At 57.1% G+C, this 24,101-nt stretch carries 23 protein-coding genes; 7 read left to right on the top strand and 16 right to left on the bottom strand.

What is annotated here, in order from left to right:
- Nucleotides 1-56 precede the first annotated feature (56 nt).
- Both GS630_RS04830 and GS630_RS04825 read left to right on the top strand, forming a co-directional pair.
- Nucleotides 57-1,151 (top strand): flagellar motor switch protein FliG, encoded by a 1,095-nt coding sequence (locus tag GS630_RS04830; protein ID WP_171179550.1) that lies wholly within the window; start codon nucleotides 57-59, stop codon nucleotides 1,149-1,151.
- Nucleotides 1,152-1,277: 126 nt separating this feature from the next.
- Entirely contained in the window at nucleotides 1,278-2,201 is a 924-nt protein-coding gene (locus GS630_RS04825; protein WP_171179548.1) for a lysophospholipid acyltransferase family protein, read from the top strand.
- Here GS630_RS04825 and GS630_RS04820 read toward each other — a convergent pair whose 3' ends face one another.
- The gene (locus tag GS630_RS04820; protein WP_171618760.1) at nucleotides 2,202-2,903 is read right to left on the bottom strand and encodes a thioredoxin family protein; all 702 of its coding nucleotides are present in this window, start codon (nucleotides 2,901-2,903) and stop codon (nucleotides 2,202-2,204) included.
- A gap of 226 nt (nucleotides 2,904-3,129) precedes the next feature.
- Here GS630_RS04820 and acnA point away from each other — a divergent pair, with 226 nt between their 5' ends.
- The 3 genes from acnA to GS630_RS04805 all read left to right on the top strand — a co-directional run bounded on the left by acnA (nucleotide 3,130) and on the right by GS630_RS04805 (nucleotide 8,281).
- Complete coding sequence (acnA, locus tag GS630_RS04815) at nucleotides 3,130-5,820, top strand: aconitate hydratase AcnA (RefSeq protein ID WP_171618758.1); 2,691 nt, start codon at nucleotides 3,130-3,132, stop codon at nucleotides 5,818-5,820.
- Nucleotides 5,821-5,937: 117 nt separating this feature from the next.
- Nucleotides 5,938-7,440 (top strand): BCCT family transporter, encoded by a 1,503-nt coding sequence (locus tag GS630_RS04810; RefSeq protein WP_171179541.1) that lies wholly within the window; start codon nucleotides 5,938-5,940, stop codon nucleotides 7,438-7,440.
- 139 nt (nucleotides 7,441-7,579) lie between these two features.
- Nucleotides 7,580-8,281, top strand: a complete 702-nt coding sequence (locus tag GS630_RS04805) for an SDR family NAD(P)-dependent oxidoreductase (RefSeq protein WP_171618756.1) — start codon at nucleotides 7,580-7,582, stop codon at nucleotides 8,279-8,281.
- Between the two features lie 26 nt (nucleotides 8,282-8,307).
- On the opposite strand, the gene GS630_RS04800 is transcribed toward GS630_RS04805, so the two are convergent.
- The 10 genes from GS630_RS04800 to yajC form a co-directional block, all read right to left on the bottom strand.
- Nucleotides 8,308-8,847, bottom strand: coding sequence for a DsbE family thiol:disulfide interchange protein (locus tag GS630_RS04800; protein ID WP_171237811.1), 540 nt, complete (start codon nucleotides 8,845-8,847; stop codon nucleotides 8,308-8,310).
- Entirely contained in the window at nucleotides 8,840-8,998 is a 159-nt protein-coding gene (gene ccmD, locus GS630_RS04795; RefSeq protein ID WP_171179535.1) for a heme exporter protein CcmD, read from the bottom strand. The genes GS630_RS04800 and ccmD overlap by 8 nt, the downstream gene beginning before the upstream one ends.
- On the bottom strand, nucleotides 8,995-9,768 hold the full coding sequence (locus tag GS630_RS04790; RefSeq protein ID WP_171179533.1) for a heme ABC transporter permease: 774 nt from the start codon (nucleotides 9,766-9,768) through the stop codon (nucleotides 8,995-8,997). The genes ccmD and GS630_RS04790 overlap by 4 nt, the downstream gene beginning before the upstream one ends.
- A 61-nt stretch (nucleotides 9,769-9,829) precedes the next feature.
- Nucleotides 9,830-10,486 (bottom strand): heme exporter protein CcmB, encoded by a 657-nt coding sequence (gene ccmB / locus GS630_RS04785; RefSeq protein WP_171179531.1) that lies wholly within the window; start codon nucleotides 10,484-10,486, stop codon nucleotides 9,830-9,832.
- Nucleotides 10,483-11,097, bottom strand: coding sequence for a heme ABC exporter ATP-binding protein CcmA (gene ccmA, locus GS630_RS04780; RefSeq protein WP_171179528.1), 615 nt, complete (start codon nucleotides 11,095-11,097; stop codon nucleotides 10,483-10,485). The genes ccmB and ccmA overlap by 4 nt, the downstream gene beginning before the upstream one ends.
- A 95-nt stretch (nucleotides 11,098-11,192) precedes the next feature.
- On the bottom strand, nucleotides 11,193-11,549 hold the full coding sequence (locus GS630_RS04775) for an Mth938-like domain-containing protein (RefSeq protein WP_171179526.1): 357 nt from the start codon (nucleotides 11,547-11,549) through the stop codon (nucleotides 11,193-11,195).
- A gap of 9 nt (nucleotides 11,550-11,558) precedes the next feature.
- The gene (locus GS630_RS04770) at nucleotides 11,559-12,305 is read right to left on the bottom strand and encodes a TSUP family transporter (protein WP_171618754.1); all 747 of its coding nucleotides are present in this window, start codon (nucleotides 12,303-12,305) and stop codon (nucleotides 11,559-11,561) included.
- A complete protein-coding gene (gene secF / locus GS630_RS04765; RefSeq protein WP_171179522.1) occupies nucleotides 12,298-13,266 on the bottom strand; it encodes a protein translocase subunit SecF in 969 nt (322 codons plus the stop codon). The genes GS630_RS04770 and secF overlap by 8 nt, the downstream gene beginning before the upstream one ends.
- A 1-nt stretch (nucleotide 13,267) precedes the next feature.
- On the bottom strand, nucleotides 13,268-14,929 hold the full coding sequence (gene secD / locus GS630_RS04760) for a protein translocase subunit SecD (RefSeq protein ID WP_171179520.1): 1,662 nt from the start codon (nucleotides 14,927-14,929) through the stop codon (nucleotides 13,268-13,270).
- Between the two features lie 33 nt (nucleotides 14,930-14,962).
- Nucleotides 14,963-15,250: a preprotein translocase subunit YajC gene (gene yajC, locus GS630_RS04755; protein ID WP_171090782.1), complete on the bottom strand. Its 288-nt coding sequence runs from the start codon at nucleotides 15,248-15,250 to the stop codon at nucleotides 14,963-14,965.
- Nucleotides 15,251-15,451: 201 nt separating this feature from the next.
- Here yajC and GS630_RS04750 point away from each other — a divergent pair, with 201 nt between their 5' ends.
- Together GS630_RS04750 and serS are read left to right on the top strand one after the other, a co-directional pair.
- On the top strand, nucleotides 15,452-17,116 hold the full coding sequence (locus GS630_RS04750) for a mechanosensitive ion channel family protein (protein ID WP_171618752.1): 1,665 nt from the start codon (nucleotides 15,452-15,454) through the stop codon (nucleotides 17,114-17,116).
- Nucleotides 17,117-17,188: 72 nt separating this feature from the next.
- Entirely contained in the window at nucleotides 17,189-18,481 is a 1,293-nt protein-coding gene (gene serS, locus GS630_RS04745) for a serine--tRNA ligase (RefSeq protein ID WP_171618750.1), read from the top strand.
- Nucleotides 18,482-18,536: 55 nt separating this feature from the next.
- On the opposite strand, the gene GS630_RS04740 is transcribed toward serS, so the two are convergent.
- The 5 genes from GS630_RS04740 to GS630_RS04720 form a co-directional block, all read right to left on the bottom strand.
- Nucleotides 18,537-19,133 carry a helix-hairpin-helix domain-containing protein gene (locus GS630_RS04740; RefSeq protein WP_171618748.1) on the bottom strand — a complete coding sequence of 199 codons (597 nt, stop codon included), beginning with the start codon at nucleotides 19,131-19,133 and terminating at the stop codon, nucleotides 18,537-18,539.
- Between the two features lie 89 nt (nucleotides 19,134-19,222).
- Nucleotides 19,223-20,206, bottom strand: coding sequence for a fatty acid desaturase (locus tag GS630_RS04735; RefSeq protein ID WP_171179512.1), 984 nt, complete (start codon nucleotides 20,204-20,206; stop codon nucleotides 19,223-19,225).
- A gap of 162 nt (nucleotides 20,207-20,368) precedes the next feature.
- A complete protein-coding gene (der, locus tag GS630_RS04730; RefSeq protein ID WP_171234539.1) occupies nucleotides 20,369-21,832 on the bottom strand; it encodes a ribosome biogenesis GTPase Der in 1,464 nt (487 codons plus the stop codon).
- Between the two features lie 49 nt (nucleotides 21,833-21,881).
- Nucleotides 21,882-23,204 carry a PQQ-like beta-propeller repeat protein gene (locus GS630_RS04725; RefSeq protein ID WP_171179508.1) on the bottom strand — a complete coding sequence of 441 codons (1,323 nt, stop codon included), beginning with the start codon at nucleotides 23,202-23,204 and terminating at the stop codon, nucleotides 21,882-21,884.
- 45 nt (nucleotides 23,205-23,249) lie between these two features.
- Entirely contained in the window at nucleotides 23,250-23,921 is a 672-nt protein-coding gene (locus tag GS630_RS04720) for a hypothetical protein (RefSeq protein ID WP_171618746.1), read from the bottom strand.
- Between the last annotated feature and the right edge of the window lie 180 nt (nucleotides 23,922-24,101).

Here is a 24,101-nt window from a genome sequence, read left to right as displayed (position 1 = left end):
TTAACCCGATTCTCCGTAATCTGCCTGTGGTTCAGAAATTTTGGCACCACAGGCAGATGCAGGACACAAACGCGTTGATACACACGGCACCCGGAGCAGCTGCTCCGCTTGCCAAGGGGAATGACGATAAACCACGGCTTGTTCCCCGGACATTGAGCAACCGACAAAAAGCAGCGATTGTCGTCCGCCTTCTGCTGAGCGAAGGCGCGGATCTTCCGCTTGAGGAACTCCCTGACGATCTGCAAGAAAAATTAACCCATCAGCTTGGCGAAATGGGTCTTGTGGACCGCGTGACACTGGATGCCGTGGCGCAGGAGTTCGGCGAAGCACTGGATAACATCGGCCTGGCCTTTCCGCATGGCTTGGCTGGGGCGTTGGATGCGGTAACCGGCAAGATTGCCCCGAAAACAGCGGCACGCCTGCGCAAGGTGGCCGGGATACGACAGGTTGGTGACCCGTGGCAAAGGCTGCGCGACATCCCTGTCGAAGATCTTGCAGCCATGGCCCAAGCGGAAAGCACCGAAGTGGCCGCAGTGATGTTGTCAAAGATGGATACCGCGCAAGCCGCTCAGATGCTTGGGCAAATGCCCGGCCCTGTGGCGCGTAGGATCACCTTTGCTGTCTCGAAAACAGCGAACGTTACCCCAGAGGCGGTCGAGCGGATCGGCTGGTCTCTGGCCGCGCAACTGGATCAGCGCCCGGTGCAGGCGTTTGATGACGGCCCCAGCGCACGCGTTGGCGCGATCTTAAACCAGTCAGCCGCGGCCACCCGCGACGACTTGTTGAACGCATTGGATGAAGACGATGCCGCCTTTGCAGAACTCGTACGCCAGTCGATCTTCACCTTTGCGCATATTTCGAACCGCATTACAGCCCGCGATGTTCCGGCCATCCTGCGCGAAGTGGACCAAGCCGTGCTTGTAACAGCCCTGGCCGGAGCTGCGGCAGATGACGACAAGGCATCGGTTGAATTTCTGCTGACAAATATCTCGTCACGCATGGCGGAAAACCTGCGTGAGGAAATGGGTGAACGCGGACGAGTCAAACAATCCGAGGCCGAAGAAGCGATGACTCAGGTGGTTGGCGCCATTCGAACACTGGTTGATGCAGGAACAATCGCTCTGGTCGAAACTGAGGAAGAGGCTGAGTAGCATCAGGTTAGCAGGTTTGCCCCTTAACATGCTCAGTTTGCCCATCGTCTTGCTGAACGCTTGAGCTTGCCAAGATCGGCCTGTATGTCTGGCACGGAAATACCCATCACGCGGTGAGACGCCTCCATGCCCGTCGAAAAGTCGGAGCTCAGCAAGTTTGAGCTTGGAAAATACTATGTCGCCAATCTGTTCCTTCAGGGGGTTATCGGTGCTATGCGCCTTCTCCCGTATGAGCGGCGCATCTCAACCATGGGCGCGATTATGCGCGTTTTGACCCCGGTCGTGGGGTTTCGTACACGCATCCGGCGGAACCTGAAGCTCACCTGCCCTGACCTGTCCGAAGCCGAGGTCAAAAAGATTTGCCGTGACGTACCCGACAACGCCGGTCGGGCGATCATGGAGCATTTCTCGCCAGAAGGATTTACTGAGCGTCAAAGTACAGCGAAAATTTCCGGCCCTGGTATTGCGGCCTTTGATGCGGCCATCGCCGAAGGGCGTCCGGTCATGATGATCACTGCGCATTTTGGGCACTATCTGGCCGCGCGCATTGCCTTGCAAAAACACAGCGGCCAACCGATTGGCTGCCTGTATCGCCGCATGGCTAATCCTTACTTCAACGACGCCTATGTCGAGGCCTTTTATAAAACCGGTGCGCCCATGTTCGAGCAGGGGCGGCGCGGAATGGTTGAGATGGTGCGCACGCTGAAAAAGGGCGGGATCATTGCAATTGTGTCCGATCTCCATGCGATGGGCGGGGAAGAGCTTGTATTCTTCGGCAAACCCGCTGTCACATCTGTGCTGAACGCGGAACTGGCGATGAAATACAACGCGGAACTGATCCCATGTTATGCCGTGCGCCAGCCAAACGGCATCGATTTCGAAATCATACTGCACGATCCGGTTCCGCACACTGACCCGAAAACGATGACGCAATTCACCAATGACGACCTTGAGAAGATGGTACGTCAGCATATGGGTCAGTGGTTCTGGATCCACCGCCGCTGGAAGCATTGGAACGGGCTTGGCATTGCACCGGACGAGATGCCCTGATCACTTAACCCGCGTTGCGGCGACAATGGGACCATGACCCGCACGTTGCACCAAAACAACCGCCGGCAGGTCTGACCCAAGCTGGGCTGAGAAGGTTTGTGGTGCAGCCCCATCCCACTGCCCTGCCATCTGCCATGTTTCGACAACGTTGGCATAGTCCAGATCGTGCCCAGCCAGTTCTCCGCGGCGGATCGAGGCGTGGCGCATCGGCGAATACTGTACGATACGCACGTCGTAGGTCTCGCCCTCCGGCAATTCTACGGGCGTCACATTCACGGTTACTTCATCTGCTGTCCGGGTTGCAGTCACCGACGCTTCGGGTGCCGCCTTGAGATGAGCGTCGATAAGACGATCGAGCTCGCGGGACTGCGCGCCCACAACATCATGCTGCCCATTTATCACCATCTGTGGCGTGTAGATCATCGAACGACCGCCTTCCCGCGCATACGCCCGCTGCCGCAAAGTATGATCCGGGTCGGCATATTCGTCCTTCCAACCGATGTAATCCCAATAATCCACGTGCAACGCCAGGCCAATCACATCGTCCCGCTTGGCCAGGTCGTGCATCAACCGGTCTGCCGGAGGGCAAGAGGAGCACCCCTGCGACGTAAACAACTCAACCACCACAGGATCGCTCTCAGCCGCAGCATAGGCAGCCATAAGCCAGGACATCAGGGCGGTTACAGCGGCGGATCTGAACATGTGGACTCTCGGTTTGGGCGGTTGATTTTCAGAAATAGCTGCTTTGGCATTCAACGACCAATCAAGGTTTCTTGAGGCTGGAATACATCTTTACCTTCGCAAATGTGTACACTGGTATACAAAAATTACTCCTTTGTGCCCGTTCAACCTTGAACCAAGGGCCTTCGTGATGCAGATAACAAACAGCAAATCCTATTATCCAAGTCATTTGAGAGGGAGGCCACTGATGCCCATCAAAGTCGGACAGGATACCGCCAAGACACGCCGCAGCCTGAGCGTGAATGGTAAGTCCATTTCCTATTACTCGATCCCCGCCGCGCAAGAGGCCGGTTTGGGGGATTTCTCAAAACTGCCTGCCGCACTGAAAGTGGTTCTGGAAAATATGCTGCGGTTCGAGGATGACGGGTTTTCTGTCTCAACCGACGACATCAAGGCCTTTGCTGAATGGGGTGTAAACGGCGGTAAGAACCCGCGCGAAATCGCATACCGCCCTGCCCGCGTCTTGATGCAGGACTTCACCGGCGTTCCAGCTGTAGTCGATCTGGCCGCGATGCGCGACGGTATCAAGGCGTTGGGTGGAGACGCACAAAAGATCAACCCGCTGAACCCGGTTGATCTGGTCATCGACCATTCGGTCATGATTGACGAATTTGGCAATCCGCGTGCATTCCAGATGAACGTGGACCGCGAGTATGAACGCAACATGGAGAGGTACCAGTTCCTGAAATGGGGTCAGAATGCCTTTAACAACTTCCGCGTGGTGCCGCCCGGCACTGGGATTTGCCATCAGGTGAACCTGGAATATCTGGCTCAAACCGTCTGGACCGACACGGATCAAAACGGCGAAGAAGTCGCCTATCCCGATACGCTGGTTGGCACCGACAGCCACACCACTATGGTGAACGGCATGGCCGTTCTGGGTTGGGGCGTTGGCGGGATCGAGGCCGAGGCCGCGATGCTGGGTCAGCCAATCTCGATGTTGATCCCCGAGGTTGTGGGTTTTGAACTGACGGGTTCGATGGTCGAAGGCACCACCGGCACCGACCTTGTTCTGAAAGTCGTGGAGATGCTGCGCGAAAAGGGCGTTGTCGGTAAGTTCGTTGAATTCTATGGCGAAGGGCTGGACCGTCTGCCACTGGCAGACCGTGCAACAATCGCCAACATGGCGCCCGAATATGGCGCGACCTGCGGCTTCTTCCCGATTGACGGAGAAACCTTACGCTACATGCGCAACACCGGGCGTGACGAAGACCGTCTGGCATTGGTTGAAGCCTATGCCAAAGAAAACGGCCTCTGGCGTGACGCGGACTACGCTCCGATCTACACCGATACCCTGACGCTAGACATGGGCACGATCGTTCCGGCGATCTCGGGCCCGAAGCGTCCGCAGGACTATGTTGCGCTGACCGACGCCAAGGCGGCCTTTACGCAGGAAATGGCAGAGACTTTCAAACGCCCGATGGGCAAGCAGGTCGAAGTCAAGGGCGAAAACTATGGCATGGAGTCGGGCAAAGTCGTGATTGCCTCGATCACCTCCTGCACCAACACGTCGAACCCCTACGTCATGATCGGCGCGGGTCTGGTGGCCCGCAAGGCCGCGGCACTGGGACTGGATCGCAAGCCCTGGGTCAAGACCTCTCTGGCGCCGGGATCGCAAGTGGTGTCGGCCTATCTCGAAGCTGCAGGATTGCAAGACGATCTAGACAAGATCGGGTTCAACCTTGTGGGATATGGCTGCACCACCTGTATCGGCAACTCGGGCCCGATCCAGAAAGAAATATCCGAGGCAATTTCCGAAGGCGATCTGGTTGCCACGTCGGTTCTGTCCGGCAACCGCAACTTCGAGGGTCGAATCTCGCCGGATGTGCGCGCAAACTATCTGGCCTCACCGCCGCTGGTGGTTGTCTACGCACTGGCGGGAACAATGGATATCGACCTGACATCCGAACCGATTGGTCAAGACAAGGATGGCAACGATGTCTTCATGAAAGACATCTGGCCAAGCCAGAGCGAAATCGCGGAACTGGTCGAGGCGACCGTGACCCGCGAGGCGTTCCAATCGAAATACGCCGACGTGTTCAAAGGCGACGAGAAATGGCGCGAAGTTGAGGTGCCTCAACAGGAAACCTATGACTGGCCACCAACCTCGACATACATCCAGAACCCGCCCTATTTCCAAGGTATGGGCGCAGAGCCAGGCACGATTTCGAATATCGAAGGGGCCAAGGTGCTGGCGATTCTGGGCGACATGGTCACAACCGACCATATCTCGCCTGCCGGGTCATTTGCGTCGACCTCGCCCGCTGGCCAGTATCTGATCGAACGTCAAGTGCAGCCGCGCGAGTTCAACTCTTACGGCTCACGCCGCGGCAATCACGAGGTCATGATGCGTGGCACCTTCGCCAATATCCGCATCAAGAACAAGATGCTGGATGGCGTCGAAGGCGGCTACACCAAAGGCCCGGATGGCGAACAAACATCGATCTACGACGCATCGATGGCCTATCAGGAACAGGGCACACCGCTGGTTGTCTTTGGTGGCGAACAATACGGTGCAGGCTCGTCGCGCGACTGGGCGGCCAAAGGCACCGCGTTGCTGGGTGTGAAAGCCGTCATCGCCGAAAGCTTTGAGCGTATCCACCGGTCAAACCTGGTTGGTATGGGCGTCATTCCATTCGAATTCACAGGGGGTGACACACGCAAGACGCTTGGCCTGAAAGGGGATGAAACCGTCTCAATCCACGGATTGGATTCGGTTGAGCCCCTGCAAGAGGTGCCCTGCACAATCGTTTATGGCGACGGAAGTGAGAAGACCATCACCCTGAAGTGCCGCATCGATACCGCACCCGAGATTGAGTACATCGAAAACGGCGGCGTGCTTCACTATGTACTGCGTAATCTTGCGAAGGCATCGTGACTTGACAGCATAACGTGCGAATTAAACCCCCGGCCAAGCGCCGGGGGTTTTGTTTTCTAGCCATTCATTCGAAAACCTGAAACTGTTGGGTAAAGTCACTCACGGAAACCGTTCGCCATGCAAAAACCAAACGCCTTGCTGGTTTGCTCTCTCAGCGTCATTGCGGTCATCGGGATATGGGGTGTCATCGACATCCAGAGTTTGGTGACTTGGGCCAGTGGTATTGTCCAACAGACCTTCCACAGCCGGGGATGGTTCGTGATGCTCGCCGCCTCGGGCATGTTGATCGGGTGTCTGTTTCTGGCATTCTCAAAACATGGGAACATTCGCCTTGGTCGCGATGACGAAGAACCAGAATTCTCGACTGCCACCTGGATATCGATGTTGTTCTCAGCTGGGATGGGGGTCGGTCTGTTGTTCTGGGCGGTGGCCGAACCGTTAACCCACTTCAATTTCATCTCAGGCATGGCACCGGAATTCATCGCCGCACAACAGGCAATGCTGGCAACAAACTTCCATTGGGGTTTACACGCCTGGGCCATTTACGGATCGACTGCGCTGACCATCGCCTATTTCAGCTTCCGGCGCGGCACCGGGATGATGGTCAGCGCCCCGATCAAAAGCCTGTTTCCCGGTGAACGCTGGGCCGAACGTGTCGGATGGCTTTCAGACTTCATGGCGATCATTGCGATTGCCATTGGCGTGGGTGGCTCAATGGCCATGGGCGTCTTTCAGGTCGCAGATGGAATTGCGGTGTTGGGAGGCCGGGAAACGGTCGGAGCATTTTTGATTACCGTCGTGTTTCTGGCAATGGTCGGAGCGTATATCCCAGCACTCTTGATCGATCTGGGGCAAGGCATGGCGCGCTTATCTAACGCTGCCATGCTGATTGCGATCGGCCTCGTGGCCTACACCATTATTCTTGGCCCAACTGAATACCTTTTGAATACTGTGGTTCAGGGCTTTGGCGACTATGTCACAAACGTCATCCCACGCGGCTTTCAAACCTTCACGTTTTTTGGCGACGACGTCACCAGGTGGTTCAGCGACTGGACCCTCACCTACATGGTTTGGTGGATCGCCTGGGGGCCTTTTGTGGGTGTCTTCGTGGCGCGCATCTCTCGTGGTCGAACGATACGAGAGTTCGTGATCGGGGTACTGTTCGCCCCCACTTTGTTTTCCATACTCTGGTTCGGCGCTTTTGGCGGCATTGGCCTGTTCGAGGCACTCAACGGCGCAGGCGAACTTCTGGCCTATACGCAGACAAACATTGAACGCGTGACCTTTGCTCTGCTCGACCGGCTGCCGCTGTCCTTGATCACAACACTTGCAACGGTACTGGCTGCGTTTCTGTTCATTGTGACCAGTGTCGTCAGCGCTGCATTTGTTTTGGGCACCTTCTCGACCGGAGGAGACGAGAACCCTCCTCCGCGCGTGCGCCTGATATGGGGGGCCTTGCTGGGGCTGCTGAGCGTGGCGATGATCCTTTCTGGGTCAGTGGACTCGGTCAAGATCCTGATTTCACTGGGTGCTTTGCCCTTTGTCTTCATTTCAGTCCTGCTGATGGTCTGCCTGTTCCGCGGTCTCAGAGAGGAGGGCCAGCACGATGCTGATCGGTGATCTCACAGATACTCTGATGAACCTGGTAACCTTTGCGTTCATCGCGGCGATGATCTGGATTTTGCTGCGCAGCTGACGCTATTCCAAGGCGATCAGATTAAGCGTTGAAACACATCCACTTTACAGATTTGGTGTGCCTATGGACAAAGTTGCATTGATAACCGGCGGCGCCCGAGGGATTGGCCGGGCAATCGTCGAAGACCTTGGTCGAGATCACAAAATTGCGTTCACGTGGTTAAACAGCGCGCCTGAGCTGGATGTGTTGGACAGCGATGTTTTGGCGATCCGTTCAGACCTGACTCAGCCAGATCAACCGGCTCAGGTTATTGAACAGGTCATCGCACAATTCGGACGGCTGGACGTTCTTGTGAACAATGCGGGGCTTGTGCGCGCGACACCCAAAGAGGCGTTCAATCAACAGGACCACAGGGACATTCTTGACCTGAATTTGCTTGTGCCCGTGGCCCTTCTGACCGCCGCCCTGCCCCAACTGCAAGCTGGGGCATCCATCGTGAATATCTCTTCCATGAATGCGACCCTTCCGCCGCGCGATGCCGCGACCTATGGGGCCAGCAAGGCTGCGCTCAACCTATGGACCCGTGCCATGGCTAAGGAACTGGGCCCGCAGGGTATTCGCGTCAATGCGATTGCCCCTGGCGCGATCAACATCCCCGAGGTCCCGCGCCCGGATGATCTGACAGAATTGTTCGTCAAAGACACCGCCCTTGGGCGTGTCGGTGTGCCAGAGGATATCGCGCGGGTCGTTCGGTTTCTGGCCTCTGATGCGGCAGGTTTCATAACGGGTGAAGTCCTCGGCGTTACCGGAGGCTATCGATTGTAAAAACCAGTGCTGCCGCTTTCAGGTATTTAGCCACCCGCAGCCTTTTCCAAGGCAGGGCGGATCGTGCTTTCGATCACCCGTTGCGTGATAGGCCCGGCAAAGCGCAGGATGACAGTGCCATCGCCGTCTATCACGTACGTTTCAGGAACGCCGTATAGGCCCCAATCCAGCGCCATGCGGCCTTGCTCGTCCCGTCCCATCGCGGTGTAAGGATCGCCAAGCTCGGTCAGAAATGCGTCTGCGTTGGCCAACTGATCTTTGTAGTTGATGCCATAGACCGGAATGCCTTCTTTCGCCAAAGCGTCAAGATTGGGGTGTTCGGCCCGGCAAGGGGCGCACCAACTGGCCCAATAGTTGACCAGCTTAACTTCTCCGTCGCGCAGAGTTGCGTCATCGAACGGGGTTTTGCCAGGAAACTCGCTTAGGACCACTGGCGGGGCGGGCTGCCCTTCACGCGCGGATGGCAAGGCATTTGGATCATCTCGGAACATGCCGATCCCGGCCAGCACGGCAAAGGCAGCAAAAATAAGCGGTGGAGCGACCATCAAGGGCGAAATCTTAGCCATTGCGCGACATCCTTTGCTCGACCTTTTCCATATCTTTACGCACTTTGCGTCCTCGCATCACACTGAACGCAATCAAGGCCACCAGAAGAACGATCGACACGGCATAAGACGACAGAACCGCGTCAGCGTATTTTCCAAGATCGGGAATCATCCACTTACCCTTTCCCGCGCCATCAGTGCCTTGATCCGACGTGCCCGAATTTCGGTTCCGGTACGGTACAGCACCAATGCGATGAACAGCAGAACAAAGCCGATGATGCAGACCAGCAGCGGATAGAAGAATATGTTGCTAACCTTCTCTTCGGTGTCTGTCCCGGTAACCGCTGCTGCGCGCATGACAGATGCGCCCTGATGCAGTCCCTGATTCCAGAAGTTCACCGCGTAGCGGCTGAGGATCGCGAAAACCGACCCTACAAGGCACAGGACCGAGGTCAGGTCGGCCGCCGTATCCGGGTCTTCAATCGCCTCCCACAGGGCGACATATCCAAGGTAGAACAGGAACAGGATCAGAAACGATGTCAGTCGCGGATCCCAGGCCCACCAGGTGCCCCACATAGGCTGGCCCCAGATCGCACCAGTCAGCAAAGCAATCAGGGTCATCACAATCCCAATCGGTGCCGCCGCCCGCGCAGCAAGCGCACTGACATGGTGACGTCTTACCAGCCAAACCAGCGACGTCGCCAACATCATGAGCCAGCAGTTGATCGCCATCAGCGCCGCAGGCACATGCAGATAGATGATCTTGACCGTCGACCCTTGTTTGTAATCGTCCGGCGTAAAGAAAAAGCCCCAGATCAGGCCAACACAGATGCAGGCAAGTGAGGTGATCCAGAAAAACGGCAGAACACGCTCACTCGTCGCAAGAAACTTACGCGGGTTGGCATATTCCCAGAGGGCGTTGGCTTTGGCTGCAATAGACATGGGCCCTATCTAGTCTGAATTGGGGTGGTTCTCAATTGACCTTGGTCAAAGTTGAGACGGTTCACCGCAGATTGATCCGCAATACCGCCGCGCTGGCGAATGGCAACAGCGCGATCGTTGCCGCCGTGATGCCGGCCAGCATAAGCAGCGGCGTCTGCACCTCCATCTCTGTGGCTCCGCGCCGGGCGACCTCGGCTCCGAAAATCAGGGTGGGCACGTATAGCGGCAGCACCAACAGTGACAGCAACAAACCGCCACGCTTCAATCCAACGGTCAGGGCTGCACCGAATGTTCCGATCACGCTCATCGCCGGGGTGCCAATCAGCAGTGAAATCACCAGCCAGAAGAAACCCGGCACAGGAAGATTCAACAAAACTCCCAGGAACGGAGCGGCCAGGACAAGAGGCAAACCGGTGGTCAGCCAATGCGCCAAAGCCTTGATGGTTACAACTGATTCCAGCGGCAGCGGCGCGGTGGCCAACAGGTCCAGCGACCCGTCTTCCCAATCCAAAGCCAGCAAGCGGTCGAGCGACAGCAAACAGGCCAGCAACGCTCCCAGCCAAAGAACACCGGGTGCGATGGTGGACAGCAGCGAAGATTGCGGACCAACTGCAAACGGCACCATCACGGTCACGATCAGAAAAAACGCCAGACCCAAACCAAACCCGCCGCCTGCACGGAAGGCCAGTTTCAGGTCGCGCAGCAAAAGGGCGATCACAGGAAGCCTCCGTCGAAATCGTCAATGGGTTTGGGTTTGGCCTTGTTGGGTCCCACATCCAGAACCTCTCCGTCCAGGCCGAGGTCGATATGGGTTGCGATCAGGGCCGACCCGCCCTGCGCCAGATGTGCCCGCACCGCGTCGGCAAACATCTGCACCGCGTTTTTGTCCAGCGACACGGTGGGTTCGTCCAGCATCCAGATCGGCCGTCCAGTCACAAGCATCCGCGCAAGCCCCAGCCGCCGTTTCTGACCGGCTGACAGGTTACCGGCATGGCGATCAGCCAGCTCATTCAGATCAAACGCATCCAATGCGCTTTGTATGCCGCTGGTGCCAAAGACCGAGGCCCAGAACGTCAGGTTCTCGGTCACGGTCAGCGTCGGCTTTAACCCGTCCGAGTGGGCAGCATAGGCAATCTGGTCCTCGGCACCTTCGATGGTACCCTCAAGCGGCGGCTGCAAACCCGCCAAAGTACGCAGAAGCGTCGTTTTACCGATCCCGTTTGGTCCACGTAGAATCAGCGCCTTACCAGGCCGCAGTTGAAAGCTGAGACCTTCCAGCACGGGAATGCCACCACGGGTGATCGACAAGTCGGATACAGTCAGTGTCATGAAACCCGCTTAGCGGATTGTCCTCAGAGGCAAAAGGCAAGATTTGCCGCAGGGCTTAGCTGGCTTGGGGATAGCCAAGGGCGGATTGCAACACCCTATCCAAGTGGGATTAAGGCAAGTGCGATCCGGCGACCTTCCGAGAGCAGCACGTTATAGGTGCGGCAGGCGGCGGGAGAGTTCATAATTTCGACGCCAATTCCGGCATTTTCCAAAATAGCACGCAGGGTTTGGGGAATGTGCGACATTTCCTTGCCAGTGCCGATGAACAGGACGTCGATGTCATCTGCAAGGTTCAGCAGCGGCACTGTGTCATCATAGCCGCCCCATCTTGTTGTTCCGGTTGGGCCGATTAGAACCGGGCCGTCGTGGACTTGCCCGCCGACGCGGAAGAAGCCGGGGCCGTAGCCGTCGACCGGTACTGCACTGGTGTAGGTGATCTCGTTCAGGCGCATATGCGCTTTCTATCCCCAAAGCGGCAGGCCCGACAAGGCCGCCAGTGCGATGGCGATATAAGCTGCCGCACGATAAAGCCTCTCACGCTCGGGGCGGAACATCCATCCGCCCAGCCAATTCCCCGCCAGGTTCGGTATTGCCAGTGCAAGACCCAGCGCTGCAGCCGCCCATGTAACACGACCCATCCCAGTCAGGTAACCGAGAATGAGAAAGTCGAACGCGAAGAGAAACAACAGTATCGTGGCGCGAATGACCTGAACCGACAGCGGACGGGACATATAAAAAAGGATCACCGCCGGACCCGGAAGCCCAGCGACACCGCCCAGAAACCCGGCAGCGGCACCGATGCCCAAGACCATCGCGCGAGTGACTTGGCCGTTATACCGCAGCCCCAATACCAGAACCGCGAGCATGAAAAGCGCGAGCAGGCTGACCGCATATCGAAACACATCGGGGTCGACGCGGGTCAGCACCCACAAGCCCAGCGGCAGAAGCAAAGCGCAACCTCCGGTCAAGCGGGCAAGATCGCCTTTGTCCACATCGCTCCACGCGCGGCGCAGATTGGGCAGCGGGCCAAAAATTTCCATGATCGTCAACCCGATCAGCGCGCCGAATGGGCCGAGATAGGGGGAGGCAAGGGGCAGGAAGACCAACGCGGTTCCAAAGCCCGAAAATCCGCGCACAACGCCGCCAAGAAAAGCCGCAAAAAGGATAATGGCCAGCCCTTGCGGGGGCTGGCCAAAAAGCTCAGGCATCAATATTGGCAAACTGGTTGCCTGCCGTGTTCGACGGCTTGGACCAGTCGCGTTTGACCCCCAGCCATAACAGGATGGTCGAAGCCACGAAGACCGAGGAATAAGTACCCACGATCACACCCCAGATCATCGCGAAGACGAACCCTCGGATCACATCCCCGCCAAGAACATAAAGCGAGATCAGCGCCAGCAGGGTCGTGACCGAGGTCATAACCGTCCGGCTGAGGGTTTCGTTGATCGAGATGTTCAGAACTTCTTTCAGGTCTTTCTTCTTGTACTTCCGAAGGTTCTCGCGCACGCGGTCGAAAACAACCACCGTATCGTTCAACGAATAGCCGACGATAGTCAGAAGCGCCGCGATGATGGCAAGATCGAACCGGATTTGCAGCTCTGAGAATATGCCAATGGTCAGGATCACGTCATGCACAAGGGCAGCTACCGCCCCCAGCGCAAACTGCCATTCGAACCGCAGCCAGATGTAAACAAGCACCGCGCCGATGGCCAATGCAACGGCGATAACGGCTGTCTGGATAAGCTCTCCGGAAACCTTAGGGCCGACCGATTCAACCGATACGAATTGAATATCCGGAATCACGGCTTGCAGCGCTTGCTCCACAGCCGTGATCGTTGCTGCCTCAACCGCCTCGGCATCGGCCTGCGCCTGAATGCGGATCATCGCGACATTTTCATCCTCTCCGAAGGTCGGATCAAAAATCTCGGTGATTGTCACATCGCCAAGTTCCAATGGCGCGATTGCGTCGCGGTACGTGCCGACGTCAATCGGTTGCGTGCTTTCAGTTCGAATGGTCGTACCGCCCCGAAAGTCGATGCCAAAATTCAGGCCCTGCAACATAAACGAAGCAAAAGCCACGACCATCATCAGGCCGGAAATACCCAGCCAAACCTTCCAGCGGCTGAAGAAATCGAACGAGGTGTTCTGGGGTACGAGTTTCAGTCTCATGTCAAACCTCGATCGTTTTAGGACGGCGGCGTTCGAACCACATGACAACCATCAGGCGTGTCACGAAGATCGCGGTAAAGACCGATGTCAGAATACCAATGCCCAGGGTAATTGCGAACCCGCGCACCGGGCCACTGCCCATCGCGAACAAGATCGTCGCCGTAATGAAGGTTGTCACGTTGGCGTCCAGAATGGCCGACAGCGCCTTTTCATAGCCCAGCTCGATGGCGCGGGCTGGCCCTTTGGCAGATTTCAATTCTTCCCGAATGCGTTCAAAGATCAGCACGTTGGCATCCACCGCCATACCGACCGTCAGAACGATCCCGGCGATGCCCGGCAGGGTCAGGGTTGCTCCGATCAGGGAAAGCAGGCCGAACAACAAACCGACGTTGATGATCAACGCGATGTTGGCAAAAATTCCGAACAGACCATAGCTGAGCGCCATAAAGGTTAGAACGGCAACAAAGGCCACGATTGTGGCAACCTTACCTGCATCGATGCTGTCCTGTCCCAATTCGGGACCGATGGTGCGTTCTTCCAGGAATTCCAGACCGGCAGGCAGCGCACCCGCACGCAACAAGATGGCCAGATTGGTGCTTTCCTCAACCGAGAAGTTGCCAGTGATAATGCCAGATCCTCCGGGGATGTGGCTTTGGATCACTGGGGCGGAAATCACTTCGTCATCCAGCACGATCGCAAAGGGCGCGCCGATATTGTCGCGGGTATAATCACCAAATTTGCGGGCGCCAGACGTGTTGAACCGGAAACTGACCGCAGGGCGACCGTTTTGGTCAAACGAAGGCTGTGCATCCACCAGTTCTTCACCGGTCACAACCGGGGCGGATTCAATAATGTAATAGACACCGCTTTCGTCGATCGAAGGTACAACTTCTTCGCCGATGCCCACGCTGGCATCCGGGTCGGTGCCCCTGTTAACAACCGGGTTGAAGGTCAGCTGAGCTGTGGTTCCGATGATGTTTTTCAACTCTCCGGCGCTGCCGATGCCCGGCACCTGGATCAGGATCCGGTCCGCGCCCTGGCGCTGAATAGTGGGCTCACGGGTGCCAACTTCGTCAATCCGGCGGCGGATAATCTCAAGCGATTGACGCACGGTGCGATCATCGGATGCCAGCTTTTCGGCCTCGGAAAGCTGCACAACGATCGTGTCGCCATCAGCGCGCGCCTCAATATCCGTGGCACCAACACCGGTCAGGGTTTGCACCTGGCGGGCAAGTCCACGCACCACTTCAAGCGCTCTGGGCATTCCCTCTGGTTGGCTGATGCGTACGCGAATCTCATCCGGGGCAGACTCCTGGCGACGGATCGTTCCAACCGTCGCGCGTTCGTCACGCAGCGCGTCCCGAACTTCAGGCCACATGGCCTCCATCCGGGATTCGTATACATCCTGCACCCGGACTTCGGCCAACAAATGCGCACCACCGCGCAAATCCAGACCAAGATTGACCAGCGAAGATGGCAACCAAGTGGGCCATTCCGCAGCCTGAGCCTGCAATTCAGGCGTATCGTTACCAAGCTCAATGGCCGCTTGTGCGTCGTTGGATTGTTCGACCCGTGTGTAAAACGCGTTTGGCAGGGCTAAGAGAAGGCCGGTCACACAGACCAGCCAAATCAGAACCCGCTTCCAGGTATCAATTTGCAGCATTACCCTGCCTTTTCAAGGGATTGTCGAGCGAAATTACTTCGCAGGTTCGGTCTTGTTCAGAACCTGAGCGATGGTCGATTTAACCACGCGGATCTTGACGCCCTCGGCGATCTCGACCTCGATCTCGTTCTCGCCTTCCTTGACCTTCGACACCTTGCCGATCACCCCACCCTGGGTGATCACCTGATCACCGCGGCGCACGGCCTCGACCATGGCCTGATGTTCTTTCATTTTCTTCTGCTGTGGACGGATCAGCAGGAAATACATGATCGCGAAAATCAGGATCAGCGGGAGAAACTGGGCGATTGCGCCACCTTCCATGGGATATTCCTTTGTTCAGATCTTGCGGCACCGTTCCGCAAATTTGGCCGGAACCTATGCTTTGAGATGCCTGTTTGCAAGCAAAGGCGGTGATGTGTCCCACGTGAAAAAGAATACGACCCGTCAACTAAGGGAAAAGCGTTGCAGATATGTCCTAGGAACACATGCAAAACCGGTTATAGTTTAACCGTAGGGGGACATATGACACTGCCATTCAAGCCTTTCCTTTTGCTATGTTATTTACTGATCACCATATCGGTGGGTTTGACGCTTTCCGGCCCGGCGCAATCGCAGGAAACACCCGCTGAAATCACTGAGCCCGAGGCAGATGAAACGGACAGTTTCAAAGCGCCTGTAATCGTGGACGGCGAAATGTTGTTCTTCCTGCGTGGGTCCAGTGCCCTGCCCGCGCCGGAACGGGCGGAAAGCGTTCAGGACAAGATCATTGAGGTTGCCGAAGCTTCGGAAAGTCCTGCGGTCGACATCGCATTCGAAGAAACCGATCTGGGCGTTCGCATTCGGGCTGACGGTGTGATCGTGTCAATCGTGACCGTTGCAGATGCCGAATTGGATCAGATGGAGCTGGATGTTCTCAGCTTCCTCCATGGTCAGGCGATCGAAGAGGCCATCCTCGCCTATCGTGCCAACCGCACAGACCAGGCGCGGGTGTCAGGTGCAATTGAGGCTGCGGGATGGACACTTGGCTTTGTCGCTTTCGTGGCGCTGATCCTATGGCTGCATCGGCGGATCAGGCGGCGTACCCTGAAACTGGTAAAGCGGTATTTGAAGGATGTTGAAACGGCGACTGCCAAAAGCGTCCAGGCCGAAGCGATCGCAGCCCTGATCCGGTACGGATTGAATTTCATCCTGCTGATTATCTTCTTTCTGGGTTTCTACTATTATCTGTCTTTTGTCCTTCTTGCATTTGCTGAAACACGGTATTTCGCGCAGCTGCTGCTCACTTACCTGACCGAACCCGTACTGCTGATATTCAAGGGTATCCTGAGCTACATTCCCAACTTGATCATGCTGGGCCTGATCACATGGGTCACGATGTATATCATCAAAGGGATGCGCGTGTTCTTCGATGCGGTCGAAGCAGGCTCGTTCGATATGGGTGATTTCGAGAAACACTGGGTCAACCCGACGTTCAATATCGCCCGTGTCATCGTGATTCTGATCGCGTTGGTTTTTGCTGTCCCCTACATCCCCGGCTCGGACTCGGCCGCGTTTCAGGGACTGACCATTCTGGTCGGCGCGATGCTTTCGCTGGGCGCAAACTCGGTCGTGTCCAACATGCTGGCGGGCCTGTTCGTTATTTACCGAAGATCCACCTCAATCGGTGACCGTATCCAGATCGGAGATCACATAGGAGACGTTGTGCAGATCAAGCTGATGGAGACGCATTTGAAATCCATCAAGAATGAACTGATCTCGATCCCAAATGCCCAGCTGATGAACTCGGATGTGGTGAATTTTTCGAAGAAGACCGATGGCAGCGGGCTGTTGCTGCACACGACGGTCGGCATTGGATATGAGGAACCCCCAGAGAAGGTCGAGGCGATGCTGATCGAAGCTGCCAATCGCACCAAGGGGATCAAAGCCAAGCCCGAACCCTTTGTATTGTGGACCGCTTTGGCCGACTACGCGATCAACTATCAGATCAACGGCTACACAACGCGCGGCAGCATCATTCCAAAAATACGCTCGGACCTGCACCGCAACATTGTCGCCGTGTTCAATGAAAATGGCGTACAGATCATGACGCCCTCTTATATGGCTGACCCACCGGAACCAAAAATCCCGGCAGAGGAATGGGATGGCCATCTGGCGCATGAAATCCACGCCGAGGACGATAAGTCGTAACCGGTGCTACACCCCGCCCGACAGATGGTGCATAAGCGGTTTCAGTGATTCACGCATTTAAGGATCTGAGACATGCACGACATCCGCGCCATTCGCGAAAACCCAGCCGCCTTCGACGCCGCCCTTGCGCGCCGTGGGGACGCGCCGGTGTCGTCAGATTTGCTGCGGCTGGATGAAAGCCGCCGGTCCAAAATCTTGGCCGCCGAGACAGCTCAAGCCGAACAGAACAAGGCCAGCAAAGAAGTCGGTGCTGCCAAGGGTCGTGGCGACGAGGCAGAGTTCGAACGCCTGCGCGCATTGGTGGCCGAGAAAAAGGCCGAGATTGCCCGGATGCAGACCGAAGCCAAAGATCTGGACGCTCTGCTGACCGATCAGCTGATCCGCATCGCCAACCTGCCCGCCGAGGATGTGCCCGAAGGGGCCGATGAAAACGACAATGTCGAGATCAACCGCTGGGGCACACCACGAGAGTTGGATTTTGCGCCCAAAGAGCATTTCGAGATTGAAGCCGTCCAGCACGGTATGGATTTCGAAACCGCAGCCAAACTCTCTGGCTCGCGCTTTGTGCTGCTGTCGGGCGGCGTTGCCCGCATCCACCGCGCACTGGCGCAGTTCATGCTGGACACGCATATCAACGAGAACGAGCTGACCGAGGTGAACGGCCCGGTACTGGTTCTGTCCGAGATGATGCATGGCACGGGTCAGTTGCCGAAATTTGGCGAAGATAGCTATCAGACACGCGAAGGCTGGTGGCTGATCCCGACATCCGAAGTTTCGCTGACTAATATCGTCAACGACACGTTGATCGAGGAAAGCTACCTGCCCCGCCGCTATACCGCGCATTCTCTGTGCTTTCGGTCCGAAGCCGGCAGCGCGGGCAAGGACACACGCGGTATGCTGCGCCAGCACCAGTTCGAAAAGGTCGAGATGGTCTCGGTCACACATCCGGACAAATCGGATGACGAACAAAAGCGTATGCTGCGCTGCGCCGAGGGCATTCTGGAAAAACTGGGCATCCCCTACCGCACCGTCATCCTGTGTACCGGCGACATCGGTTTTGGCGCGCGCCGCACCTTTGACATCGAGGCTTGGCTGCCCGGTCAGGATACTTACCGCGAGATCAGCTCGGTCTCGACCTGTGGTGAATTCCAGGCCCGCCGCATGAATGCGCGGTTCCGCCCTGAGGGTGGTGGAAAACCGGAATATGTCCATACGCTGAATGGCTCAGGCCTTGCCGTGGGGCGCTGCTTGATCGCTGTCCTGGAAAACGGTCAGAACGCTGACGGTACCGTGACCCTACCAGACGTTCTGAGCCCCTATCTGGGCGGCAAGCTGACCCTGCAGCTGGACGGCACGCTGACATAAGAAAACCGGCCCCCAGTCGGGAGCCGGTCCAATAAGATGGGAAGGCGAGGAAGTCTTACTTCTTCGCCTTTTTCTTATCCTTTTTCTTATCTTTCTTCTTGCTGTCTTTTTTGCCAGCATCTTTTTTCTTTGTGTCCTTTTTGGACTTTTTGTCCTTCTTGGACTTGGCCTTCACCTTATCCTTTGCTTTCGAAAACGCAGCTTCCATCTCGGCACGTTTCTTAGCGGCCTTTTCAGCTTTGGCTTTGGCCTTGGCTTTTTTGCGGGCTTTGGCCTCGGCCGCGTCAGCGGCTGCTTTCTCTTCTGCAGCCTTCTTCGCCGCCTCTTCGGCGCGTTTCTCGGCAGCGGCGGCCGCAACGGTCTTGCGTGCAACTGGGCGTCGCGTCGCAGGTTTTCGCGCAGCTGGTTTGCGGGCAGCAGGTTTGCGGGCGGCGGGTTTGCGGGCCGGAACCTGGCGCGCAGCTGGTTTTGAAGCCGTGGCATCTTTCGCCGCAGCAATCAGCACGGCAGCTCTTGCCAAACCGATCCGGGGAACCTTGACCAGATCTTCGGGTTTGGCCTTCGCTAACGCCTCGGCTGTCTTAAAGCCGTTCGCGGACAAAGCCGCGGCAAGCGCCTCTCCCACACCTTTAACATCGGTCACTGCGGTCATTCCGGATCCTTTCTCTGTCTCCCTGATTTAACGTATATACACAAGATATACGAGGCTTCAAGCCGCGGCACCAAATGGCGCAACTCTGCTTAACTATGGGCCAAATCAGCCGTCCGGCCTTTTTTGGGGAACGGCACCAGACGTTTGGTATCCTCGTCCCAAAGCTTAAGGTTCAGCGCTGCGACTGCTTCGGGGAATTTGATACGCCGCGGGGTGTATTCAGGCGGCAGGCTGTAATGGCACGCACGCAAGCGATAAGACGGAATGCGCGCGTTAAAGTGGTGAATGTCGTGCAATGTTATACATGCAACCGCCGTATCGAACCACCATCCAAAATCAAGCGCGGATGAACCCTGTAGGGCCGCAAGTTGCGGATCCAGATCCGGGCGTCGGTCCCAATAGGTATCTTCAAAATTATGTTGAAGATAGACTAGGAAAACCCCCAACATTCCACCCAAAAGCGAGAACACAAGCCAGACCAGAATTCCGGTGCCGCCCGCAATCATGTAGAGTAGCCCCAGAAAAACAACGATGGACAGGTTGTGCAACAACACGCCCTTCACCCCAAACCGAACGGTATTCTTAGGCCAGCGGTACCGGATGAAGTATGTGAACAACGCGCCAACGGGCACCAGGATGAAAGGGTTGCGGTACAGCCGATAGAACAGACGTTTGCTCCAATCAGCTTGATTCCATTCGCGCAGGGTCATTGTGTGAATTTCACCTGTTTCGCGGTGCTCAAGATTGCCGATCCCTGCGTGATGCAGGTTATGATTCTGTTTCATCACCTCAAAGGGCGCAAAGGTAAACGGTGACAACCCATGCCCCGCCCATTCATTTTGCTGGCGCGTCTCAAACAGCGAATGATGGCCGCAATCATGTTGCAAAACATAAAGACGCACCGCCGAAAAGGCAAAGACCGCGCCTGCGGGAACCATGACATACCAGCGATCCACATATCCAATCGCAAGCGCCAGCGATGCAAAATACACCGCAAAAGTTCCAAAATAGCCAAGCGCTGCCAGCCTGTTGTCCTGAACAGCGTATTGCCGTGTATATTCCCTCAGATCCATCCAGCCCTCTCCCACGATGGCCCGGTTAAATATAAACTAAAAATATGCCCCGTTGGCCCCGGTACAAGCGTGCGCAGTAAAACAAATGCACACTAGTGAATGCTAGCGCGCAGAACGGACGCTGTCACGCCCTCGCAGCAAAAACGCTGAAAATTGGCGCAGTTACGCGCGCCCTTTGAGATGCTTGGCCAGTGCGCCCGCGTTTTTCTTGCGGCGACCCTTGTAGGGGTTCTTATCCCCCTGCCCACGCAGAGTCAGACGGATTGGCGTGCCGGGCATGTCGAAATCCTCGCGCAGGCCGTTGACCAGATAGCGGGTATAGCTGGCGGGCATCTTATCAGGATGTGAACACATCACAACAAAGCCCGGCGGGCGGGTCTTGGCCTGAGTCATATAGCGCAGCTTGATCCGGCGACCCTGCGGCGCTGGTGGCGGGTGCTGTTCAAGCATCGCGGTCAGCCAGCGGTTCAGCGCAGCAGTCGGCACCCGGCGGTTCCAAATGTCATGGGCGCGCAAAATCGCGGCGCGCAGGCGCTCCAGCCCCCGGCCCGTTTTCGCAGACACTGTAATCAAGGGTGCACCGCGCAGTTGCGGCAGAAGTCGGTCAAAGGACTCCTTGAGCTCGCGCAGTTTTTCCTGCTTGTTCTCTTCGACGTCCCATTTGTTGACGGCAACAACTACGGCCCGACCCTCGCGTTCGGCCAGATCGGCGATGCGCAAGTCTTGCTGTTCGAACGGGATCGCCGCGTCGAGCAAGACCACGACAACTTCTGCAAACTTAACGGCCCGCAGACCATCGGACACCGAGAGCTTTTCAAGCTTTTCCTGAACCTTCGCCTTTTTACGCATCCCCGCTGTATCGAAAATACGCATCGGGGTGCTGTCACCATCAGGATCAGCCCAGTCGACACGCAGACTGATGGCGTCTCGCGTGATCCCAGCCTCGGGGCCTGTCAGCAGGCGATCTTCACCGATGATCTTGTTGATCAATGTCGACTTGCCCGCGTTTGGTCGGCCAACCACCGCCACTTGCAATGGCTTGGCAGCAGTGATCAGAGGTGTTTCACCCTCGCCATCTTCATCCAGTTCGATATCGGTCTCGGGGGCTTCCTCTGCCTGTGCTTCATCGGCCGCATCAGCCAGTGGCATGAGCTGAGAATAAAGGTCGGTCATGCCCTCGCCGTGTTCGCCAGACAGGCGCACGGGTTCTCCCAGCCCCAGATTATAAGCTTCCAGAACTCCCGCATCCGCAGCAGAACCTTCTGCTTTGTTGGCCGCCAAAATCACGTGCTTCGCGCGCTTGCGAAGGATCTCGGCGAACATCTCATCCGTGGGGGTCAGCCCCGTGCGCGCATCGATCATGAACAAGCACACATCGGCCATGTCCACCGCGCGCTCGGTCAGGCGGCGCATCCTTCCCTGAAGGCTGTCGTCGGTTGCATCCTCAAGCCCCGCCGTATCGATCACGGTAAAGCGCAGATCGCCCAGACGCCCCTCGCCCTCGCGCAGGTCACGTGTCACGCCCGGCTGGTCGTCGACCAGGGCCAGACGTTTGCCCACAAGGCGATTGAACAGAGTGGATTTGCCCACATTCGGGCGCCCCACGATAGCGAGGGTCAGCGACATGATACTCAACTTTCAAGACTCAAGATGCGCCCTTTAGCGCATCTTGCCGTCAACGGAAAGCGTGTAGATCACCCTTGGTCGAAACGACATACAGCGTTTGCCCGGCAACAACCGGCGCTGTTGTCGCGCCTCCGGGCACTTCGACCTGATGAACCAGTGTTCCGTTGACCGGATTGAAGAACCGCAAATACCCGTCATTGGACGCAATCACAATGCGGCCACCGGCCAGGATCGGACCGTAATGCGCAAAGATCGGACCACGGCGGCCGCGTTTGTCTTTCACGAAACCCGGCAGATCCTGCGCCCAGACAACCGAGCCATCCGCCGCGTTCAGACGCACCAGCTGGCTGCGGTCACTGACCAGGAAGATGCTGTTACCTGCGGGCCAAACGGCATCCACGGCCCCCTCATCGGCGGTCCACCGACGTTCACCCGTCGCAACGTCAAAGGCGACGGTCCGGCCTGAATGGTTGCCGATATAGATGGTGTTTCCCGACACCATCGGGCCGCCTGTCACGTCAACAATCTGGGCTGCGGCCCGCCCTCGGCGTCCACCGGCGACCGATGCGTTCCAACGGCGGATACCGCCCCGCCGAAAGGTCGCCGCAATATCGCCCGAGCCGAAGGCGAACACAGCGAGATCCGAGGCGATCACAGGCGCTGGTGCACCCAACACGTTGCCCACGCTCGGCGTACCTTCGATTTGCCAGGCGATACGTCCATCCTTGGTGGCAATAGTCCAACCCGTTTCATCTCCGGCCACCAGATAAAGCAGGCCATCATTAACCAACGGTGCGCCGCTGCCGGTGGCTTGCAGACGCTTCTGCCACCGAATGGCACCGGTTCTCGCATCCAGTGCGGTCAGGCGACCATAACCTGAAGAGACATAAAGAACACCATCGGCATAGGCCATTCCACCGCCCGTTGCGTCCGAGTCCCCATCACTTGCGGGAATCAAATCCGTGTTCCAGGCCAACTGGCCCTGGGGTGTGACAGCTGAAACCGTTGCCCCTGCATCCAGCGTATAGATCAACCCACCTGCAACGACTGGCTCGGCGGTGATGCGTTGCTTGCGTGAGTCCCCCTGACCGATCGAGGCCGACCAAACCCGCTGCGGTGTCGCGCGCAGCGCGGCGTTTGTTGTTCGATAGGCCGGAGTTCCTGGGCTTTGCGACCAATTGGCATTTGCCTGCTGCGACGGCAGACTGATGGGCTGAGAGCCCTGCCTTTCAACAGTTTCCAAATCCGACAGGGGGCGGATGTCTTCACGTTCACCGGGCAGAATGGTCTCGGGTTCTTCACAGGCGGCCAGAGCGGTCAATGCCAGTGCCGCGACCGGCAGTCCCACGCGGGAGAATAGTCTTGTTACCATGGTATTCCGAACTCGCCTGTCAAAATGTCTTTGTTCACCACCCGATCAACCTTGTTGCGCCACCAGGGGTTCTGGTTCCCCGCCCAGCGCGACAATCAATTGCGCGGCACGCTGTTGCAGGTCAATCCCGACTTCAGCATCCTGCCGCAGCGCCTGCAACCGATCCAGCGCAGCCTCGACATTGCCCTCGGACACATCAATCAGGGCCAACTGTTCTTCGGCAAGCAGACGCAGCGGTGCGCCAGGCGCTGCCAGCGCCTCAAACTGTTGCCTAAGGTCGGCTGCAGGAAGTGTGTCGCTTTGCAACAACAACGCTTTGAAGCTTGCAATCGCGCGGTAAATTTCAGGCAAGTCGCCCTGAACGGCCACCGCGTTCAGGCTGTTGACCGCGTCTTCGCGCGATCCGGCATCGACCTGCGAGGCGGACAACAGCATGTTCAAAACCGCGTCTCCGCCCGGAGCCGCCGCCCCGATACCCTGCAGGCCTGCGACACGCGCGTCGGAATCGTTTTCCGTCAGCGCGGCAAGAATCGAGTCTCCTAGATCTTGCGCCTGCGCCGCATCGCGGGATTTTCGGTATTCATTGAAGGCCGCGCCGCCCACGATCAGCACAACGGCAACCACACCTACCCAGCCCCAGCGGCGCAATAACAGATACATTCGGTCGCGGCGCACCTCTTCCGTGACCTCATCAATAAAACTGTCCGTGTCGCTCATCCCGTGCCCCCTGGGCTGTATATCTTGTCTAAGTGCGCCATGTCATACCCCGGCACCAACGCCAAGCCAAGGGTCCGAATTTGCACATTTTCGCCGCCGGGTACTGCTCTTGCGAAAAAAAGTGAACCAAACTATTCAGTTCAGTGTAGAAAAGACATAGCATAAGTCCCATTTCGAAAA

Source organism: Ruegeria sp. HKCCD7303 (genome assembly GCF_013111185.1).
Classification (GTDB): Bacteria; Pseudomonadota; Alphaproteobacteria; order Rhodobacterales; family Rhodobacteraceae; genus Ruegeria.
This window is presented reverse-complemented; position numbering and strand designations above follow the sequence as displayed.

Excerpts from the sequence above, each read along its gene's own strand:
- GS630_RS04830 (WP_171179550.1), top strand. The coding sequence starts at position 57 with ATGCAGGACACAAACGCGTTGATACACACGGCACCCGGAGCAGCTGCT.
- GS630_RS04825 (WP_171179548.1), top strand. The coding sequence starts at position 1,278 with ATGCCCGTCGAAAAGTCGGAGCTCAGCAAGTTTGAGCTTGGAAAATAC.
- GS630_RS04820 (WP_171618760.1), bottom strand. The coding sequence starts at position 2,903 with ATGTTCAGATCCGCCGCTGTAACCGCCCTGATGTCCTGGCTTATGGCT.
- acnA (WP_171618758.1), top strand. The coding sequence starts at position 3,130 with ATGCCCATCAAAGTCGGACAGGATACCGCCAAGACACGCCGCAGCCTG.
- GS630_RS04810 (WP_171179541.1), top strand. The coding sequence starts at position 5,938 with ATGCAAAAACCAAACGCCTTGCTGGTTTGCTCTCTCAGCGTCATTGCG.
- GS630_RS04805 (WP_171618756.1), top strand. The coding sequence starts at position 7,580 with ATGGACAAAGTTGCATTGATAACCGGCGGCGCCCGAGGGATTGGCCGG.
- GS630_RS04800 (WP_171237811.1), bottom strand. The coding sequence starts at position 8,847 with ATGGCTAAGATTTCGCCCTTGATGGTCGCTCCACCGCTTATTTTTGCT.
- ccmD (WP_171179535.1), bottom strand. The coding sequence starts at position 8,998 with ATGATTCCCGATCTTGGAAAATACGCTGACGCGGTTCTGTCGTCTTAT.
- GS630_RS04790 (WP_171179533.1), bottom strand. The coding sequence starts at position 9,768 with ATGTCTATTGCAGCCAAAGCCAACGCCCTCTGGGAATATGCCAACCCG.
- ccmA (WP_171179528.1), bottom strand. The coding sequence starts at position 11,097 with ATGACACTGACTGTATCCGACTTGTCGATCACCCGTGGTGGCATTCCC.
- GS630_RS04775 (WP_171179526.1), bottom strand. The coding sequence starts at position 11,549 with ATGCGCCTGAACGAGATCACCTACACCAGTGCAGTACCGGTCGACGGC.
- GS630_RS04770 (WP_171618754.1), bottom strand. The coding sequence starts at position 12,305 with ATGCCTGAGCTTTTTGGCCAGCCCCCGCAAGGGCTGGCCATTATCCTT.
- secF (WP_171179522.1), bottom strand. The coding sequence starts at position 13,266 with ATGAGACTGAAACTCGTACCCCAGAACACCTCGTTCGATTTCTTCAGC.
- secD (WP_171179520.1), bottom strand. The coding sequence starts at position 14,929 with ATGCTGCAAATTGATACCTGGAAGCGGGTTCTGATTTGGCTGGTCTGT.
- yajC (WP_171090782.1), bottom strand. The coding sequence starts at position 15,250 with ATGGAAGGTGGCGCAATCGCCCAGTTTCTCCCGCTGATCCTGATTTTC.
- GS630_RS04750 (WP_171618752.1), top strand. The coding sequence starts at position 15,452 with ATGACACTGCCATTCAAGCCTTTCCTTTTGCTATGTTATTTACTGATC.
- serS (WP_171618750.1), top strand. The coding sequence starts at position 17,189 with ATGCACGACATCCGCGCCATTCGCGAAAACCCAGCCGCCTTCGACGCC.
- GS630_RS04740 (WP_171618748.1), bottom strand. The coding sequence starts at position 19,133 with ATGACCGCAGTGACCGATGTTAAAGGTGTGGGAGAGGCGCTTGCCGCG.
- GS630_RS04735 (WP_171179512.1), bottom strand. The coding sequence starts at position 20,206 with ATGGATCTGAGGGAATATACACGGCAATACGCTGTTCAGGACAACAGG.
- der (WP_171234539.1), bottom strand. The coding sequence starts at position 21,832 with ATGTCGCTGACCCTCGCTATCGTGGGGCGCCCGAATGTGGGCAAATCC.
- GS630_RS04725 (WP_171179508.1), bottom strand. The coding sequence starts at position 23,204 with ATGGTAACAAGACTATTCTCCCGCGTGGGACTGCCGGTCGCGGCACTG.
- GS630_RS04720 (WP_171618746.1), bottom strand. The coding sequence starts at position 23,921 with ATGAGCGACACGGACAGTTTTATTGATGAGGTCACGGAAGAGGTGCGC.